12 protein-coding genes and 1 pseudogene are annotated in these 16,368 nt (G+C 70.9%); 1 reads left to right on the plus strand and 12 read right to left on the minus strand.

Annotated features, from left to right (window positions below; translation table 11 throughout):
• The first annotated feature begins 243 nt into the window (after positions 1 to 243).
• The gene (locus tag J7E68_RS02705; protein WP_215169630.1) at positions 244 to 2,145 is read left to right on the plus strand and encodes a beta-L-arabinofuranosidase domain-containing protein; all 1,902 of its coding nucleotides are present in this window, start codon (positions 244 to 246) and stop codon (positions 2,143 to 2,145) included.
• A gap of 146 nt (positions 2,146 to 2,291) precedes the next feature.
• Here the strand turns inward: J7E68_RS02705 and J7E68_RS02710 are convergent, their stop codons facing one another.
• The 12 genes and pseudogenes from J7E68_RS02710 to J7E68_RS02765 all read right to left on the minus strand — a co-directional run.
• Entirely contained in the window at positions 2,292 to 3,755 is a 1,464-nt protein-coding gene (locus J7E68_RS02710; RefSeq protein WP_215169633.1) for an aldehyde dehydrogenase (NADP(+)), read from the minus strand.
• On the minus strand, positions 3,752 to 5,251 hold the full coding sequence (locus J7E68_RS02715; protein WP_215169635.1) for an NAD(P)/FAD-dependent oxidoreductase: 1,500 nt from the start codon (positions 5,249 to 5,251) through the stop codon (positions 3,752 to 3,754). Before J7E68_RS02715 ends, J7E68_RS02710 begins: the two co-directional genes overlap by 4 nt.
• A complete protein-coding gene (locus tag J7E68_RS02720; RefSeq protein WP_215169637.1) occupies positions 5,244 to 5,600 on the minus strand; it encodes a (2Fe-2S)-binding protein in 357 nt (118 codons plus the stop codon). The genes J7E68_RS02715 and J7E68_RS02720 overlap by 8 nt, the downstream gene beginning before the upstream one ends.
• Entirely contained in the window at positions 5,597 to 6,763 is a 1,167-nt protein-coding gene (locus J7E68_RS02725; RefSeq protein ID WP_215169639.1) for an FAD-binding oxidoreductase, read from the minus strand. Before J7E68_RS02725 ends, J7E68_RS02720 begins: the two co-directional genes overlap by 4 nt.
• Positions 6,763 to 7,467 carry a GntR family transcriptional regulator gene (locus J7E68_RS02730; protein ID WP_215169641.1) on the minus strand — a complete coding sequence of 235 codons (705 nt, stop codon included), beginning with the start codon at positions 7,465 to 7,467 and terminating at the stop codon, positions 6,763 to 6,765. Before J7E68_RS02730 ends, J7E68_RS02725 begins: the two co-directional genes overlap by 1 nt.
• On the minus strand, positions 7,454 to 8,449 hold the full coding sequence (locus J7E68_RS02735; protein WP_215169642.1) for an ornithine cyclodeaminase family protein: 996 nt from the start codon (positions 8,447 to 8,449) through the stop codon (positions 7,454 to 7,456). Before J7E68_RS02735 ends, J7E68_RS02730 begins: the two co-directional genes overlap by 14 nt.
• A complete protein-coding gene (locus tag J7E68_RS02740) occupies positions 8,446 to 9,447 on the minus strand; it encodes a proline racemase family protein (protein WP_215169644.1) in 1,002 nt (333 codons plus the stop codon). The genes J7E68_RS02735 and J7E68_RS02740 overlap by 4 nt, the downstream gene beginning before the upstream one ends.
• Positions 9,448 to 9,463: 16 nt before the next feature.
• Positions 9,464 to 10,372 (minus strand): dihydrodipicolinate synthase family protein, encoded by a 909-nt coding sequence (locus J7E68_RS02745; RefSeq protein ID WP_215169646.1) that lies wholly within the window; start codon positions 10,370 to 10,372, stop codon positions 9,464 to 9,466.
• A 109-nt stretch (positions 10,373 to 10,481) separates the two neighbouring features.
• Positions 10,482 to 13,355, minus strand: a complete 2,874-nt coding sequence (locus J7E68_RS02750; RefSeq protein ID WP_251048560.1) for a beta-L-arabinofuranosidase domain-containing protein — start codon at positions 13,353 to 13,355, stop codon at positions 10,482 to 10,484.
• Complete coding sequence (locus J7E68_RS02755) at positions 13,352 to 14,806, minus strand: aminopeptidase P family protein (protein ID WP_215169648.1); 1,455 nt, start codon at positions 14,804 to 14,806, stop codon at positions 13,352 to 13,354. The genes J7E68_RS02750 and J7E68_RS02755 overlap by 4 nt, the downstream gene beginning before the upstream one ends.
• Complete coding sequence (locus J7E68_RS02760) at positions 14,803 to 16,095, minus strand: alpha/beta fold hydrolase (RefSeq protein WP_215169650.1); 1,293 nt, start codon at positions 16,093 to 16,095, stop codon at positions 14,803 to 14,805. The genes J7E68_RS02755 and J7E68_RS02760 overlap by 4 nt, the downstream gene beginning before the upstream one ends.
• Positions 16,092 to 16,368, minus strand: a pseudogene (locus J7E68_RS02765) (hypothetical protein); the annotation flags it as partial. The pseudogene J7E68_RS02765 and the gene J7E68_RS02760, both read right to left, overlap by 4 nt.

Genomic DNA, 16,368 nt, shown 5'->3' on the forward strand with positions numbered 1-16,368 from the left:
CATGACCTGCACAACGGTCGCTACCTGAGATGCGATCGAGACGAAGTACGCGGCCCTCGGCAAGACGGTCGAGATCATCGGGATGAACGAGAGCAGTCAGCGGATGCGCGGGCGGTTGAGCGGCGGGTTCGAGTAGCCCTCCCCGGGACTTTCGAGCGGCCCTCTGGCGCTTCCGACGAGTACAAGTACAATTGCACTCATCGGAAGAGGTGCCACGGGGGCACCTCGGAGAAGAGTCAGCCCATGCCAGACGTCCGAGTCCCCTCTCCCGCCCCGGTCGGCGTCACGACCTATGGCGCGCGTCGCCCCCTGAGGTCGGTTCCGACGGTCGAGCACGGGATCCTGCACGACTGGCATCTGCGGAATCGGCAGGTCACCCTGCCGCACGGCATGCAGATGCTCGAGGAGTACGGCACCCTCGACAACCTGCGACGGCTCACCGGTGAGTCGGATGCCGAGTTCCGCGGAATGCTCTTCGCCGATTCCGACGTCTACAAGACGCTCGAGGCGGCGGCATGGGAACTGGGTCGGGAAGAGGACGCCGCTCTGCGGTCGTTCTTCGACCGCACCGTCGGGCTCATCGAGCGGGCGCAGCAGGATGACGGCTACCTCGACTCCGCGTATCTCGGCCGCGACGACCGGCATCCGTGGAGCGACTTCGCCCAGGGCCACGAGCTCTACTGCCTCGGCCACCTGATCCAGGCAGCGGTCGGCGCGCATCGGGCACTCGGCGACGACCGCCTGCTCCGCGTCGCCGAGCGATTCACGGACCACGTCGTGGCCCGCATGGGCGCCGACGATGCGGTGGAGTACTGCGGGCATCCGCTGATCGAGGCGGCGCTCGTCGAGCTGTACCGCACGACGGGTTCCGCGGCCGCACTCGACCTGGCCTCCTCCTTCATCCGCCGACGCGGCGCCGGATTCCTCGGCGGGGTGATCTTCGGTGCCCCGTATTACCAGGACGAGCAGCCCGCTCTGCAGGCCACCCGGATGCGCGGACACGCGGTGCGAGCGCTCTACCTGAACCAGGGCATCACCGATCTGTACCTCGAGACCGGCGAGGCCGAGACGCTCGACGTGATGCGCACCCAGTGGCGAGATCTGGTCTCGCACCGCGTGTATCTCACGGGCGGCACCGGGGCCCGGCACGAGGACGAGGCGTTCGGCGACGCGTTCGAGCTGCCGCCCGATCGCGCGTACGCCGAGACCTGTGCGGGGGTGGCTCTGTTCGGCTGGGCCTGGCGCATGTACCTGGCGACGGGCGATGCATCCTGCATGGATGTCGCCGAGACCGCCCTCTACAACATCGTCGCTGCCGGCATCTCGGCCCACGGCGACTCGTTCACCTACGTCAACCCGCTGCAGGTGCGCGATGAGCATCTGTACGGCGGCGATGCTCCGGCCGGCCGCCGTCGGTGGTTCAGCTGCGCCTGCTGCCCGCCGAATCTCATGCGCACGTTCGCGGCTCTCGAGAGCCACATCGGCGCCGAGCGCGCCGACGGACTCGACATCGTGCTCTATGCGTCAGCCACCCTGCACGCGCACGGGGCGACGGTGACGATCGACACCGCGTACCCCGCCGACGGCCACGTGCGCATCAGGGTCGACGGCGACGCCGCAGAGGGATGCCGCCGGCTCGCCCTGCGTGCACCGGGGTGGGCAACGGGGCGGCCGCTGACCCTGCGCCGCGACGGTGCAGCAGTCGATGCGGTCGTCGAAGACGGGTGGATCGTCGTCGACGACGCGCTCGTCGACGGCACCGTGCTCGAGCTGGAACTGCCGGTCGAGACCGACGTGATCCACCCGCATCCGCGCATCGATGCCGTGCGCGGAACCGTGGCCGTGCGCCGCGGCCCGGTCGTCTACTGCGCGGTCGGCGACGTCGACGGCCTGGTCGTCGACGCACGTGGGCTCGGTGCGGGGTCTGAGGTAGCCGGCGCTGCTGACGGCGCTGCGGGATCGGTGAGCCTGCTCGGCCCTCGGCTCACGATCGCCGCGTACCGGATGCCGACCGACGCGCGGCCGTTGTATTCGCGCGACGCCGACGACACGGCATCCGAGAAGACGACCGTCGAACTGCGGCCGTTCGCCGAGTACGACGGCGGCGCCTCGATGCGGGTCTGGATGCCGACCTCGACGACCTGAGCCCGCGGCCGTCCCGCGCGGGGTCGCCCACGGTGCGGGTCGCCCGCGGTGCGGGGTCAAAAACGCATCCGAAACAGCCGTTTGCGATGCGAAAGTGACCACTCACGCGGAGGGCGGGGGCGGCACGAGGCCGCCGCCCGCATCCGTCAGGGCAGAATCAGGATGCCGTCGACGCGCCGCACGATGCCGAGGGGGTTGCCCTCTTTGAGCGCGTCCGGGAGCAGACCCTGGGGCACGTTCTGGTAGGCGACGGGACGCAGGAAGCGCGTGATCGCGGCCATGCCGACCGACGTCGAGCCGACGGCGGTCGTGGCGGGGTACGGGCCGCCGTGCTGCTGCGCCCAGGTCACCGAGACGCCGGTCGGCCACTGGTTCCAGAGCACACGCCCCGCGCGCTCAGTCAGCTGGGGGAGCAGGTCGACGGCGATCTCGTCGTCATCCTCTCCGATGATCGTGGCCGTCAGCTGGCCCTCGAGCAGATCGGCGAATTCGAGCAGCTCGCTCTCGTCGTCGTACGTCACCACGAGCGCCGCGGGTCCGAACATCTCGCTCATCAGGGTGTGGATGTCGGCACGCAGCGTCTCGCTCGACGCGGCGAACAGCACGGGCGACGGCGCGTCTGACCCATCGTCCGCCCCGGCCGTGAGCGTGCGCACGCCGTCGACCGCGCGGGTCGCGGCCACCGAGTCGCGGAAGCCGCTCTCGATGCCGCCGTTCAGCAACGACGTCGCCGCCGGCAGCTGCTGCGCTTCGAGCTCTGCGACGATCCCCGAGCCCGCGGGCACGAAGAGCACTCCCGGCTTGGTGCACAGCTGCCCGGCGCTGCCGGTGACCGAGGCGACGAAGTCGCGCGCGATGCCCGACGCGTCCTTCTCGGCCGCACGCCTGGTCACGAAGGCGGGGTTCGTGCTGCCGAGCTCGCCGTAGAACGGGATGGGCTCGGGGCGGGACACGGCGATGTCGAAGAGCGCGCGCCCTCCCCTCACCGACCCCGTGAAGGCGGCGGCCTTGGCCCCCGGGGCGCGCAGCGCACGCACACCCGCGTCGGTGCCGTGGATCGTCTGGAAGAGCCCCTCGGGCGCACCCGCCCCGGCAAGCGCTGCGACCACGACATCGGTGGTCGCATCGGAGAGCTCGGGATGCCCGTGATGAGCCTTGAGCACCACGGCGTTGCCTGCGGCGAGCGCACTCGCGGTGTCGCCTCCGGCCACGGAGAACGCGAACGGGAAGTTGCTCGCCGCGAACACGAGCGTGGTGCCGATGGGCCCGAGCTGCCGACGCAGGTCGGGGCGCGGGGCACCCATCGGCCAGTCGGCGTCTGCATGGTCGATGCGCACGTCGAGCCAGAGCCCCTCGGGCAGCATCTCGGCGAACATGCGCAGCTGGAAGCTGGTGCGACGCAGCTCGCCCCGCAGACGCGCCTCGGCGAGGTGGGTCTCGCGCTGCGCGATCGGGATCAGCTCGTCGGCGTGCTGGTCGAGAGCATCCGCCACGGCGTCGAGCGCCCGAGCACGATCGGCGATGGCGGTGCGCTTCCACTGTGCGGACGCGCGGCCCGCGCGATCGATGATCTGGTCGACGCGGTCGTCGGATGTGTCGTGCAAGGTCATGACTCCTCCTGGTTCGGGTGGTGCGGCACGAGCGAGGCGAGGTCGCCCAGCGAGACGGGCACGCCCACCTGTCGATTGGTCAAGGATTCGAGGGCTGCAGCATCGACGTCGCCGCCGGTACCGGTCGCGACGAGCTTCGAGAGGGCGAATCCGCACACCCTCCCCTGGCAGAGACCCATGCCGGGTCGGGCGGTGACCCGCACGTCGCGCGCGTCGTCGGCGCGCAGCCCGTCGACGGCGTCGGTCACCTCGGCGGCGGTGACCTCTTCGCAGCGGCAGATGTGGGTTTCGGGGGTCAGCCACTGGTCCCAGGCGGCGGGCACGGGGCTGGCGCGATGCATGCCGATCGCGAACCGTCGACCGCGCTGCAGGCGTCGACGATGCCGGGCCATCGTCCGGGCGTCGGTGGGGGCGCCGAGGTCGCGCGCGACGGCGGATCCGGCGAGCTCTCCCTCGGCGCACGATGCGATGGCTCCGCCGATGCCGGTGACCTCGCCTGCGGCGAAGACGAGCGGATCGGATGCGCGCAGGTCGTCGTCGACATCGATCACGAGCGATCCGTCGACGTCGATGCGGGTGCGCAGGCCGAGGCCCACGGCGAGTTCGAGCTGTGGGGTGAAGCCCCACCCGAAGGCGACGAGGTCGGCGGCGACGGTGCGCGACGAACCCGGGCGGATGCGCCCTTCGCCGTCGACGCGCGACAGCTCGACCTCGCTCACCCGCCCGCTGCCACGCACGGCACTGATCACGGTGCGTGTGCGCAAGGGCACGCGATGGCGCAGGAAGGTGCCGGCATACCCAACGCCCTCCCACAGCTTCCCCGGCTCCTGCAGTGCCCGCAGCGGTGTCGCCGCCCAGCGCGTGAGGGCGTTGGCGTCGACCACCTCGACGACCTCGACTCCGGCCTCGGCGAGTCCGGCGGCGACCGAGAGCAGGAAGGGTCCGGTGCCTGCGACCACCGCACGGCGTCCGGCGCGCACCTGGTTCGCCTTCAGCATCGCCTGCACGCCTCCGGCGGCCATGACTCCGGGCAGGGTCCACCCGGGAACGGGCAGCTGACGGTCGTAGGCTCCGGTCGCGATCACGAGTCGCCGCGCCCACGTGGTGCGCTCGGCGCGGGGCAGGGTGTCGACCCCGGTCACCGCGCTCGTGCGCAGGGCGACGCGGTCGCCATAGCCGTCGGTGCGCCACACCTGCCGCCCGGCGAGGTGCCGGAGGCGACCGGATGCGACGGCGGCCGCTAGTCGATCGCGCAGGTCGGTGTAGTGCCGCCAGTGGTGATGGCCGGTGCTCTCGGGGGCGGCGAAGGAGTCGCGATGGCGCTCGTCGGGATGCCGCCAGTACTGACCGCCGGTCTGGTGACCGGCATCGATCAGCACGACCTGCAGCCCGTGCTCGGCGGCGACGACCGCCGCGCTCAGCCCGGCAGGACCCGCGCCGACCACCGCGACGTCGGCGGGCGCGGTCTCGGTCGTCGGGGCGATGTTCTCAGCCATGCGACTCCTCCGGATGCGTCTGCGACTCGGGATGCGGCGGCAGCTCCTGCGCCGGCAGCGGCAGGGGCTCGTCGGGGTCGGAGCTGCGCACATCCTGCCCCTCGCACGCCTCGACGAGGCAGGCGCGCTGACTGCGTGCGCCGTCGACGGTGACGAGGCAGTCGAAGCACACTCCGATGCCGCAGAAGAGCCCGCGGGGAGCGCGGTCTCTGCGGGTCGTGCGCCACGAGACGATCCCCGCGTCCGCGAGGGCTGCACCGACCGTCTGCCCCGGAGTGAAGGGCACGGGGGTGCCGTCGAAGTCGAGGCTGGTCACGGGTGGGGCGCCGTCGGCGGACGTGCGGTTCATGCGGCGACGAGCCCTTCGAGTCGATGGGGGCGGAAGGCGGTCAGGTCGAGATCCGTGGCCTCCGACCGCAGCGCCTGCGAGAGCAGCTTGCCCGTGCCGACCGAGAGGCCGACTCCGGCACCCTCGTGCCCGGCGGCGTGCCAGAGGCCCGGCAGTCGCGCATCCTCGCCGATGGCCGGCAGGTGATCGGGGCAGTACGGGCGGAATCCCGAATAGGCGCGCTGCACGCCCACGCCGCTCAGCGCGGGGAACAGACCCAGGCCGCTCGCGGCGATGCGGGCGACGGCCTCGGCCGAGAACGACCGGTCGAACCCGACGCGCTCGCGGCTGGCGCCGAGCAGGATCGTGCCGCTCGGGGTGCCCTCGACGACCGGCGAGACCTGCAGCCCGGCATCCGAGCTCGCGACATCGCCGACGTACTCGGCGGCGTAGACCTTGTGGTGCACCGTGATCGGCACCGGCTCGGTGACGAGCACGAAGCCGCGTCGGGGCAGCACCGGCAGGTGCACGCCCGCGAGCGCTGCGACCTCGCCACTCCAGGGGCCCGCACAGTTGACGACGGCTCCGGCCGAGACACGGCCGATCGAGGTGTCGACTCCCACGGCACGCCCGTGATCGGTGAGGATGCCGTGCACCGCCGTTCTGGTGTGCAGCTCGGCGCCGTGCGCGATCGCGAGCCGCAGAAGGTGGTGGGTGGCCAGCAGCGGCTGCACCTGCGCGTCGTCGGGGTAGAACGCACCGCCGACGAGGGCGGGGTTGATGTACGGCTCGACCTCGCGCAGCCCGGGGTTGTCGTCGATGATCTCTGCGCGGATGCCGAGCTCGCGCTGATGCCCGACGAGTGCGGTCAGCCCTGCCATGCTCGCGGCGCTGCCGGCGACGACGAGACCGCCCTTGGATTCGAACTCCCACAGGGCGGCGTGCTCGGCGAGGTCCTCGCGCCACACCCGCTGCGAATACAGCGACAGCTCGAGCTCGGGGCCGACCTCCTTGTCGGAGACGAGGATGTTGCCCTCGCACCGACTGCTCGTGCCCGAGGCGATCGATCCGCGCTCGACCACGATCGTCCGAAGACCCGCGGCGGCCGCGAAATACGCCGTCGCGGCACCCACGACTCCCGCCCCGACGATGACCACGTCGGCGCGTGCTGTCGATGAACCCACTAGCCGTTCGCCTCCGCGGGGTGGGGTTCGCCCACCGTGTGCCCCGACCAGTCGCCCTTCACGTGCTCGATATGCGAGAACACGAGATCGCGTGCGCGCACCGCATCGCGGGCCTCGATGGCATCCATGATCGTGTGGTGCTCCTTGGCGGAGCCGGTGAGGTGCCCGCGTTCGTACAGCTCGGCGAGACCGAACAGACGGGTCTGCGAGCGCAGCGACTGGATCAGCTGCGTGAGCCTGGCGTTGCCGGCGTACTGCAGGATCGCCAGGTGGAAGTCGCTGTCTGCGCTGAGGTACTCGACGAGATCGCCACGATCGGCCGCCTCGACGATGTCATCGGCCTTGCGGCGGAGGTCTGCGAACGCGCTCTCGGGGATCAGCGGGGTCGCCTTCTCGACGGCCGGCGGCTCGAGGAAGAGCCGCAGCTCGGTGACCTCGGCGAGGTCGTGAGACGACACCTCGGTCACCCGGAAGCCGCGGTTCGGCATCGCGACGACGAGCCCCTCGCGCACCAGGTCGAGCATGGCCTCGCGGATGGGCGTCGCCGATGTGCCGAACTCCTCGCCGAGGCTCGGTGCGGAATACACCCGCCCCGGCTGCATCTCGCCGCTGATGATGGCCGAGCGCAGGGCACGGGTCACCGTGTCGCGAACACTGGGCTGCTTGCTGAGCCGCACGAGGCTGCGAGTGTCAGTTCCGGACATCTGTGTTCCCTCTCCGAGGCGATGCATCAGCGCGGTGCGCCGACCTCAGGATCCGCGCCACCACGGCGAGATCCTCCCAGCTCATGCCGACGCCGGTGTAGACGGCCGGTCGAGCCTCGCGGCGCACGAATGCACCCGCGACCAACTCTCGCAGATTCGTCACGGGCTGCGCATCCGTCTGCCAGTGCCCGAGATCGCGCGCCTGCAGCAGGTTGCCGTTCTCGCGCAGCGCCGAGGCCCTCGCCTCGACCACCAGATCGGCACCTGTGATCAGGTCGGCGCCCAGTTCCCGGCGATCGGCACCGTGCGAGCCGATCGCCGCGACGACAGCGTGATCGCCGACATCGGCGCGGCCGAGAACCGGCACGCTCGACGAGGTCGCGGTGATGACGACGTCGGCGGCGCGCACGTCTTCGAGGCCACGGGATGCCGCGTCGATGCCGTCGGCGCGCAGCCTTTCGACCAGATCGGCGGTGCGGTCGGGGGTTCGACCCACGATGCTCACCGCGCCGACCGGCATCAGGTCGACGAGCGTGCGCACATGGGCCTCGGCCTGGGGTCCCGACCCGAGCACCGCGAGCGACTCGATGCCGTCTTTCGCGCCGCGGGGGTCGGCCTGCAGCATGCCTCGGATCGCTACGGCCGTGACCGCGGGGGTGCGCAGGGTCGTCAGGTGGGCGCCCTCGAGGATCGCGAGGGGACTCAGCGTCGCCGCATCGAAGACGAGGTACCAGGCCTGGATCTTGGGCAGACCCCGCTCGGTGTTGTGCGGGGCGATGGTGACGACCTTGATGCCCGCGTGCTCGGGCGACTGCGTCGGCATCAGCAGGAACTCCCCGCTGTCGAGCGGGCTGAAGAGCCGAGGAGCGTCGGCCTCGATGTCGACCCCGTCGCGCAGCGCCGACGTGATGGCGTCGACCGCGCCGCGGCGGTCGATGGCCGCATCGATCTCGTCGACGCCGATCACGGGAACCGACGTCACAGCACGAACCCCCGGGGGAACGGATCGCTGGGGTCGAGCATGTACTGCGCCGTGCCCGTCACCCACGCCCGGCCCGTGATCGTCGGGATGACGGCGGGGATGCCGGCGACCTCGGTGGTCTCGACCAGTCGACCGGTGAAGCTCGTGCCGATGAACGACTCGTTGACGAAGTCCTGATGAAGCGGCAGCTCGCCGCGCGCGTGCAGCTGAGCCATGCGCGCGCTCGTGCCGGTGCCGCAGGGCGAGCGGTCGAACCAGCCGGGGTGGATCGCCATCGCGTGCCGCGAGTGCACTGCGGTCGAACCGGGTGCCTTCAGATACACGTGATGGCAGCCGCGGATGGTCGGATCGACCGGGTGCACGGGTTCGCCGACCGCCTCGATCGCGTCCATGATGGCGAGCCCCGCCGCGAGCAGCTCGTCTTTGTGCGCGCGGTCGAAGGGCAGCCCGATCTGCTCGAGCGAGACGATCGCATAGAAGTTGCCCCCGAAGGCGAGGTCGTACTCGACGGCCCCGAGCCCGGGCACGTCGACGACCTGGTCGAGGGCGACGACGAACGACGGCACGTTGCGCAGCGTGACGCTGTCGGCGTGCCCGTCCGACACGTGCACGTCGGCGATCACGAGACCTGCCGGGGTGTCGAGCCGGATCGTGGTGATCGGCTCGACGACCGGCACCATGCCCGTCTCGACGAGCACGGTCGCCACGCCGATCGTGCCGTGCCCGCACATGGGCAGGCAGCCGGACACCTCGATGTAGAGCACGCCGAAATCGGCATCCGGTCGCGTCGGCGGCTGCAGGATCGCGCCGCTCATCGCACTGTGGCCGCGGGGCTCGTTCATCAGCAGCAGGCGCAGGTCATCGCTGTTCGCCATGAACCACTGCCGGCGCTCCTCCATCGTCGAGCCCGGCATCACTCCGACGCCGCCGACGATCACACGCGTCGGCATCCCCTCGGTGTGGGAGTCGACGGCGTGGAAGACGCGTTGTGCTCGCATGTGTCGTCTCTCAGGATCAGCGGTAGCCCTTGGCCAGAACGGCCTCGGTGTCGGCGATGATACGCGTGCGCACCTCGTCGGGAAGCGGCAGGCGCGGCGGGCGGGTCGTGATGCCGGCGGGTGCGACTCCCGCGACCTCCTGCGACAGCTTGATCGCCTGCACGAACCAGGTCTTCGAGTCCCAGCGCAGCAGCGGGTGCAGGTCGCGGTACATCTCGTGCGCCTTCGCCCAGCTGGCGGGGTCGCCCGAGGTCGACAGGTTGTAGAGCTCGACGGTGGATGCCGGGATCGCGTTGGGGTAGCCGGCGACCCAGCCGACGGCGCCGTTGATGCCGAGCTCGAGCACGACGTCGTCGGATCCGATCGAGATGTCGAGGCCCGGTGCGAGCTCGCGGATCGCGTACGCGTTGCGCACGTCGCCCGAGAACTCCTTGACCGAGACGATGAGGCCCTCGTCGAACAGGCGCGCGAGCAGCTCGGGGCGCAGGTCGATCTTCGTGTCGATGGGGTTGTTGTACGCGAGGATCGGCAGGCCCACGGCGGCGACGCGGCGGTAGTGGTCGACGACCTCGTCATCGCCCGCCCGGTAGGCGTTCGGGGGCAGCAGCATGACCGCGGGTGCGCCGTGCTCGGCGGCGTGCTCGGTGAAGAGCACGCTCTCCATCGCGCCGTATGCGCCGACTCCGGGGATCACGGCCACGCCCTCGGGCGACGCCTCGACGGCGGTGAGGTAAACGCGCTTGCGCTCCTCTTCCGTGAGGGTCTGGTACTCACCGAGTGAGCCGTTGGGGATGATCCCCGTCACGCCGTTGTCGGTGGTGAAGCGGATGTGCTCGGCGTAGGCGTCGTAGTTGACGGAGAAGTCCGGATTGATCGGCAGCGTGGTCGCGAGGTTGACACCGTGCCACGGCTTCTTTTCGGTCATGAATCAGAACTCCTGTGCTGTCGGCGCCCCTCGGCACCCGGGTGATGGATGAGTACAATTGCAATGTTAGTGGGCGGAAGCTGTCGTGTCCACGAAACGGCCCGATCGGTCACGATTCGGTGCCCCGAGCCGGCAGAATCAGCCTCTGACGGGCCTCTTCATTGCCCGCACGATCGGTCGCCGCGAACTCGACGACCTGCTCGTCGTCGCTGAGCGCACGCACGAACGCCTCCTGGAACGTCGCCCAGAAGGTGCCGGGGCCCTCCCATTGGATGCGCTCGACCCCCGACACGTCGTCGGTGGCCGTCAGAGTGATCTCGACGCTCGATCCGAGTCGGCGAACCGTCGCGCGAGAGACGGGGGCTCCGGTGTCGACCGCGAAGTCCCGAGCCGCATGCCCCGTGGCACCCGCAGCATCCGTCGCGCGAGCCCTGACCTGATGCTCGCCGTCGCCCGGCAGCGGGAAGGGGCCGGTGTACGGCGTCCACCCGCCGTCTGCCACCGACACCTCGACCCGGAGGCCCCCGGCGCCTGCGAGATCGTCGGCTGCGACGGTGACCGTCGGCACCTCGGTGAACCAGCCGGACGGCGCGGGGATGATGTCGGTCGTGATCGCGACCGACGGCGCGAGAGAAGCCTCGGCGAGCGAGCGCGGGATGCTCCACTCGACCACGGGGATGCCGTCGGCGTCGGCGCGCTCGTTCCAGGTCACCACGGCGGCATCGGTGTCGCGCACCGCACCGCGGGGGTGGCCGCCGAGCCCGTCGACGTCGGCGGCCGCAGCCGCCTCGAGCACCTGGGCCAGCTCGGTCTGAGCGAGAAGACCGTCGCGACGGGCCGCGCTCGCGGTCTCGCCGACCCGGTCGAGGAAGGCGGCGCGGGTCTGCGGCGCGGGCTCTCGCCACACGTCGTCGAGCAGTGACGAGCCGTCCTGCCGCAGACGCACCGGCACCTCGGTCGCCGCGTCGACGAACGCGATGTCGGCCCCCGAGGCCCGCACGTACATGTGGTACCTGTCGTCGCTGCCGGTCCACACGGGTTCGAAGCGCACCCCGGCGATGCGCACCGCGCCGTCGGCCCGCAGTGCGGCTTCGACGTCGGCGGCGGAATCGGCGTCATCGGCACCCAGCGACCCGTCGAGGCGACGCCGCTGGGTGAGCGGAAGGTCGAGGGTGGTGGTGGCATCCGACCGGGCGACCAGCACCGACGGGCCGAACTCGATCGACTGCAGAACTGCGTCATCGGGCGTCGACACGGCCCGCAGCGACGCGTGCGTCTCGATGCGCAGCACATCGCCCGACGCCCAGCGGCGGCGGACGACCAGGTGCCCGTCTTCGACCGGGGCCGAGATCGTCTCGTCGCCGACGCTGAGGGTGGGGGCACCGATGGCCCACTCGGGCACGCGGATGCGCAGAGTCAGGGGCGTGCCGTCGACGAAGCCGTCGTCGCCGTCGATGCGCAGCTCGGTCGTGCCGCCGAAGGGCTGCGTCGTCTGCATCCGCACGGTGGCGTGCTGCTCGCGCCAGTCGAGCGTGGCCGGCACGAAGAGCGCGACCCAGAGCTCGGGATCCGCATCGGAACCCGCATCCGCCACCGCAGTGGTGAAGAAGACCGTGTCCTGATACTTGACGTGGTTCTCGAGCCCGGTTCCTCCGCAGCACGTGCCGATGTTGTCGAACTCGGCGACCGCCCCGGGGTTCACCGGGAACATGTAGGCGACCTCGGGGCTCGTGTCGGAGTCGACGTCGCGGCGCGAGGCGAGGATGTGATTCAGCATCCCCCGCTCGTAGTAGACCAGGAAACGCGCGTCGCGGGTGAGGGTGAACAGCTGCCGCGCGATCTTCAACAGGTTGTAGGTGGCGCAGGTCTCGGCGTTGCGGTGACCGATGTCGCCCGCGACGGCGCCGGGCGCACCCCACAGCTCGCTCTCGCCGGTGCCGCCGTGCGCGAAGGTGCGACCGGGCACGATCTGATCCCAGAGGCCGAGCACGGCGTCGAGGTAGCGGCGCTCGCCGGTGAGGTCGTATTCGTGCAGGTATCCGAGCAGCTGCGGCAGGTGCTGGTTCGCGTGCATGTCGGTGAGCACATCGCGGCGCTCGGCGCCGGCTGCGAGCAGATCGTCCTGGTCGAAGAGTCGTGCGACCTCGAGGAAGAGCGGCTCGTCGGCGACGACGCTCAGCCGCGCCATCGTCTCGTTCATGCCGCCGTACTCGCCCGCGATGTACAGCGACCACATGCGCTGGATGCGCTCGTGGTCGAGTCGGGTCAGGCGGTGTGCCACCCAGTGGCCCATCGAGACGGCGATGTCGCGCGCCTCGGTGCTGCCGGTCAGCTCGAAGGCGTCGAGCAGGCCGGCCATGATCTTGTGCGTCGTGTAATACGGCGCCCAGATCTCGCCGTACGGGGCGTAGTCCTCGAGTCGCGAGAACTGCCATTCGCCGTACGCGGCGAGGAAGCCGGGGTGCGAGAAGCGGCCGGTCGCGGCGAGAGCACGCTGCACCTCGCCGAGCCCTGCGACGAACTCGTCGACCTTGGCGCGCAGCGTCTCGTCGCGCTCCCCCGCGTAGGCGAGCGAGAGCATCGACAGGAAGTGACCGGCATAGTGCCCGCGCAGCAGGTTCGCGGTCTGCGCGCTCTCGCGCCCGGGGTAGTCGTGCTCGCCCCACGCCTGCTCGCGCGGGTGGCCGAAGTCCTCCCAGTTGCCGGGTGCCAGGGCGCCCCGGGTGTCGAGACCCGCGTTCGCGCGGAAGACGGCGAGCAGACGATCCACCGGATACACGCGCGCCAGATGCAGCATCTGGTCGCGGGCTCGGGCGAAGACGCTGTCGTCGCCGAGCTGCACGCGATCGAGGGGGAAGGGTCGCAGGTGTGCTGTCGAGAGGATGCCGGACGCCGGGATTCCGGACGCCGGGATTCCGGATGCCGGCGCCCCGTCGACGCGGTCGGTCGCCGCGCCCCAGGCCATCGCGTTGCCCCGGTTCATCGCACCTCACTCTGCGTCGCCCACTGGCGCCGCGTCCACTCCTCGATGCCGGCGGCGTCGATGGGGAGGCCGTCGGAGAGCACGTCGGATCCGGTGGGGGTGACGAGGATGTCGTCTTCGAGACGCACGCCGATGCCGCGCAGCTCGGGCGGCAGCGTCAGGTCGTGCGCGTGGAAGTAGAGACCGGGCTCGACCGTCATCACGACACCCGGCTCGAGGTCGGCACCCATGTAGTCCTCGTAGTGCGCCTGGCTGCAGTCGTGCACGTCGAGCCCGAGGTGGTGGCCGATGCCGCACGCGAGGTACCGCCGGTGCTGCTGGCCCTCGGGCGACAGCGCCTCGTCGACCGAGACGGGAAGCAGACCCCAGTCGTGCAGCCCCTGCGCGACGACCTGCATCGAGGCGAAGTGGAAGTCGAGGTAGGCGGTGCCGGGGCGGATCTGCGCGAGACCCGCGCGATGCGCCTTCTCGACGAGGTCGTGCACCTCGCGCTGGGCCGCGCTGAACGATCCCTGAGCCGGCACCGTGCGCGTGACGTCGGCGGTGTAGAGCGAGCGCGCCTCGACGCCCATGTCGAGCAGCAGCGCCTGGTCGGGGTGGATCGGGCCGTCGCAGCGCACCCAGTGCAGGATCGGCGCGTGCGAGCCCGAGCCGACGATCGTCGAGTACCCGGGGCCGTTGCCGTGCGTGCGTGCGTGCCGGTCGAACGTGCCCTGCAGCCAGCGCTCGCCGAGACCGTCAGCGATCGCGCGCGGGATCTCGGCGACCACGGCGGCGAAGCCCGAGACTGTCGCGTCGATCGCGAGGCGCAGCTGGCCGATCTCCCACTCGTCCTTCACCATGCGCAGGCGCGAGAGCGTGCGCTCGAGATCGGCCGAGACCTCGAGGTCGTGCGCGGCGGCCAGGTTCGCGGCCGAGCGGGCGGCGAGCGCACCGCGCAGGTCGGCGGCGCGGGCAGGCAGAGCCTCGAGGGGCTCGACCGTCACCTGCAGCTCGTCGGCCCATTCGGCGAGGCCGGCGGAGGGGCCGACCCAGAGCTCGCCGTGCAGCGCATTGCTGAAGAACCCGTCGTCGCCGGGGCGGAACGGCGCGGGCATGTAGAGCACGGCATCGTGGCCGCCGGGCCGAGCCCACATCACGAGGGTGGCCTCTTCGGTCTGGCATCCGGTCGCCCAGACGAAGCTGCTGTCGGCACGGAATCCGTACGAGGAGTCGTCGTTGCGCACCGGGGCGATCCCCGAGCTCAGCACGAGAGTCGTGCCCGGCATCGCCGCGCTCAGTCGTTCGCGATGCGCGGCCGCGGCCTGCGCGCTTCCGTGCGGCAGGTCGGGACGCGTCGTGACGTCATCCCACCCCTGCGCGATGAACTCGCGGAAGGCGGGGATCTGCGCCAGCTTCGGGTAGCGCGTTCCCGCATACGGCGGGCGTGCTGGGGTGGTCGTGTCGCTCATACGCGCTCTCCTCCGCGGTCTCTGACGAGTTCTCTCAGGCGGGTCAGGGTGCGCCCCGATCCGATCCCGTCGTGTTCGTATTCGTTCGTCACCCAGTACTGCGAGTTGCCGACGCCCTTGAGCGTCTCGAGCTGCAGACCGGCGTCGACGTACATGTCGTCGAAGTAGACGACCGCAGCCACCGGCACCTCGTTGCTCTGCAGAGCGGCGCGGTCGTAGAGCGGCGACCAGTCGGTCTTCTCGGCGAGCCGGTCGACCGCGGCGCGGAAGCCGCGCAGCAGTCGCACCTCGTCGAACATCCAGGGGAAGGCCATCTCGCCGGTGAACAGCAGCGGCCGTCGGGCCTCGTCGAACTGCGGGCGCCGCTCGCGCTCGGCCTGCGCCGCCCATGCGGTCGCACCGCTCTGCTCGTCACCGTAGATCGATTCCTGCAGGGTCCAGAACAGGGGGTTGCCCGCGCTCGACGACAGCGTCATGACGTCGTGCAGGAACCCCGTCGACAGCTGGCCCGGCCGCACGAACGCCTTCTCGACGAGCCAGTGCAGGCGCTCGAACCCCGGCTTCATGCCGAAGTCGATGCCGAGCGCCTGAAAACGGCGCACCGTCAGCAGGTCACCGTCGGGCAGGCGCACGTCGCCGGCCGCGAGACGGTCGGCGATCCGGGCGACCGCGGCCTCGTCATCGGGGAAGCGGCGGTAGAACTCGGCGGTCTTGGCCTCGACCCGGTCGAACGTGCGGCGGTAGACCTCGCTCGCCCGCGGCGGCATGCCGGGCACTCCGCCGCAGACGTAGCTCGCCGTCAGCCCCTCGGGGGCGAACGACAGGTAGGTCATGGTGATCCAGCCGCCGAAGCTCTGCGCGAGGGTCGCCCAGCGTCGCCCGTCGTACAGGTCGGTGCGCACGTGCTCGAGGTCGCGCACGATCGAGTCCGCACGGAAGCAGGCCAGGTAGTCGCCACCCGCGTCGCCGCGCTCGGCGACGATCGCGGCATCCAGCGGCGTGCTGAGGCCCGTGCCGCGCTGATCGACGAGCACCACGCGGTAATCGCGCAGCGCTTCATCGATCCAGCCGTCTCGGCCGAGCGGCCGGGGGTTCGCACCCCCGGGTCCGCCCTGCAGATAGGTCAGCAGCGGGCGATCGGCGGTGTCGGCGTCGGGGTCGACGAGTTCGCGCACGAACAGCTCGACGGTCTCACCCTCGGGGGCGTTCCAGTCGAGCGGCACCGTCGTGCGGTATTCACGGACGCGGATGCCGGGCAGCATGTACTGCGTCGTCGGCGTGCGGGTCATCGGGGGTCCTCCGTGTTCGGCTCGGCGGGCACGGCATCCTGCGCCGTAGCCTGCGTGCGACCCGCACGCGCGGCCTCGGCCGCACGGCGCCGAGCATCCCACTCGGGGTTGATGCGCGGCACGGCCTTGAGCAGCGTCTTCGTGTACTCGTGCTCGGGACGCTCGAAGATCGCGTCGCGCATGCCGGTCTCGACGATGGCGCCCTGCGACATCACGGCCACGCGGGTGGCGATCTGGCGCACCACGGCCAGGTCGTGCGCGATGAAGAGGTAG

This window comes from Microbacterium sp. ISL-103 (assembly GCF_018613995.1).
In the GTDB taxonomy this organism is placed as follows: Bacteria; Actinomycetota; Actinomycetes; order Actinomycetales; family Microbacteriaceae; genus Microbacterium.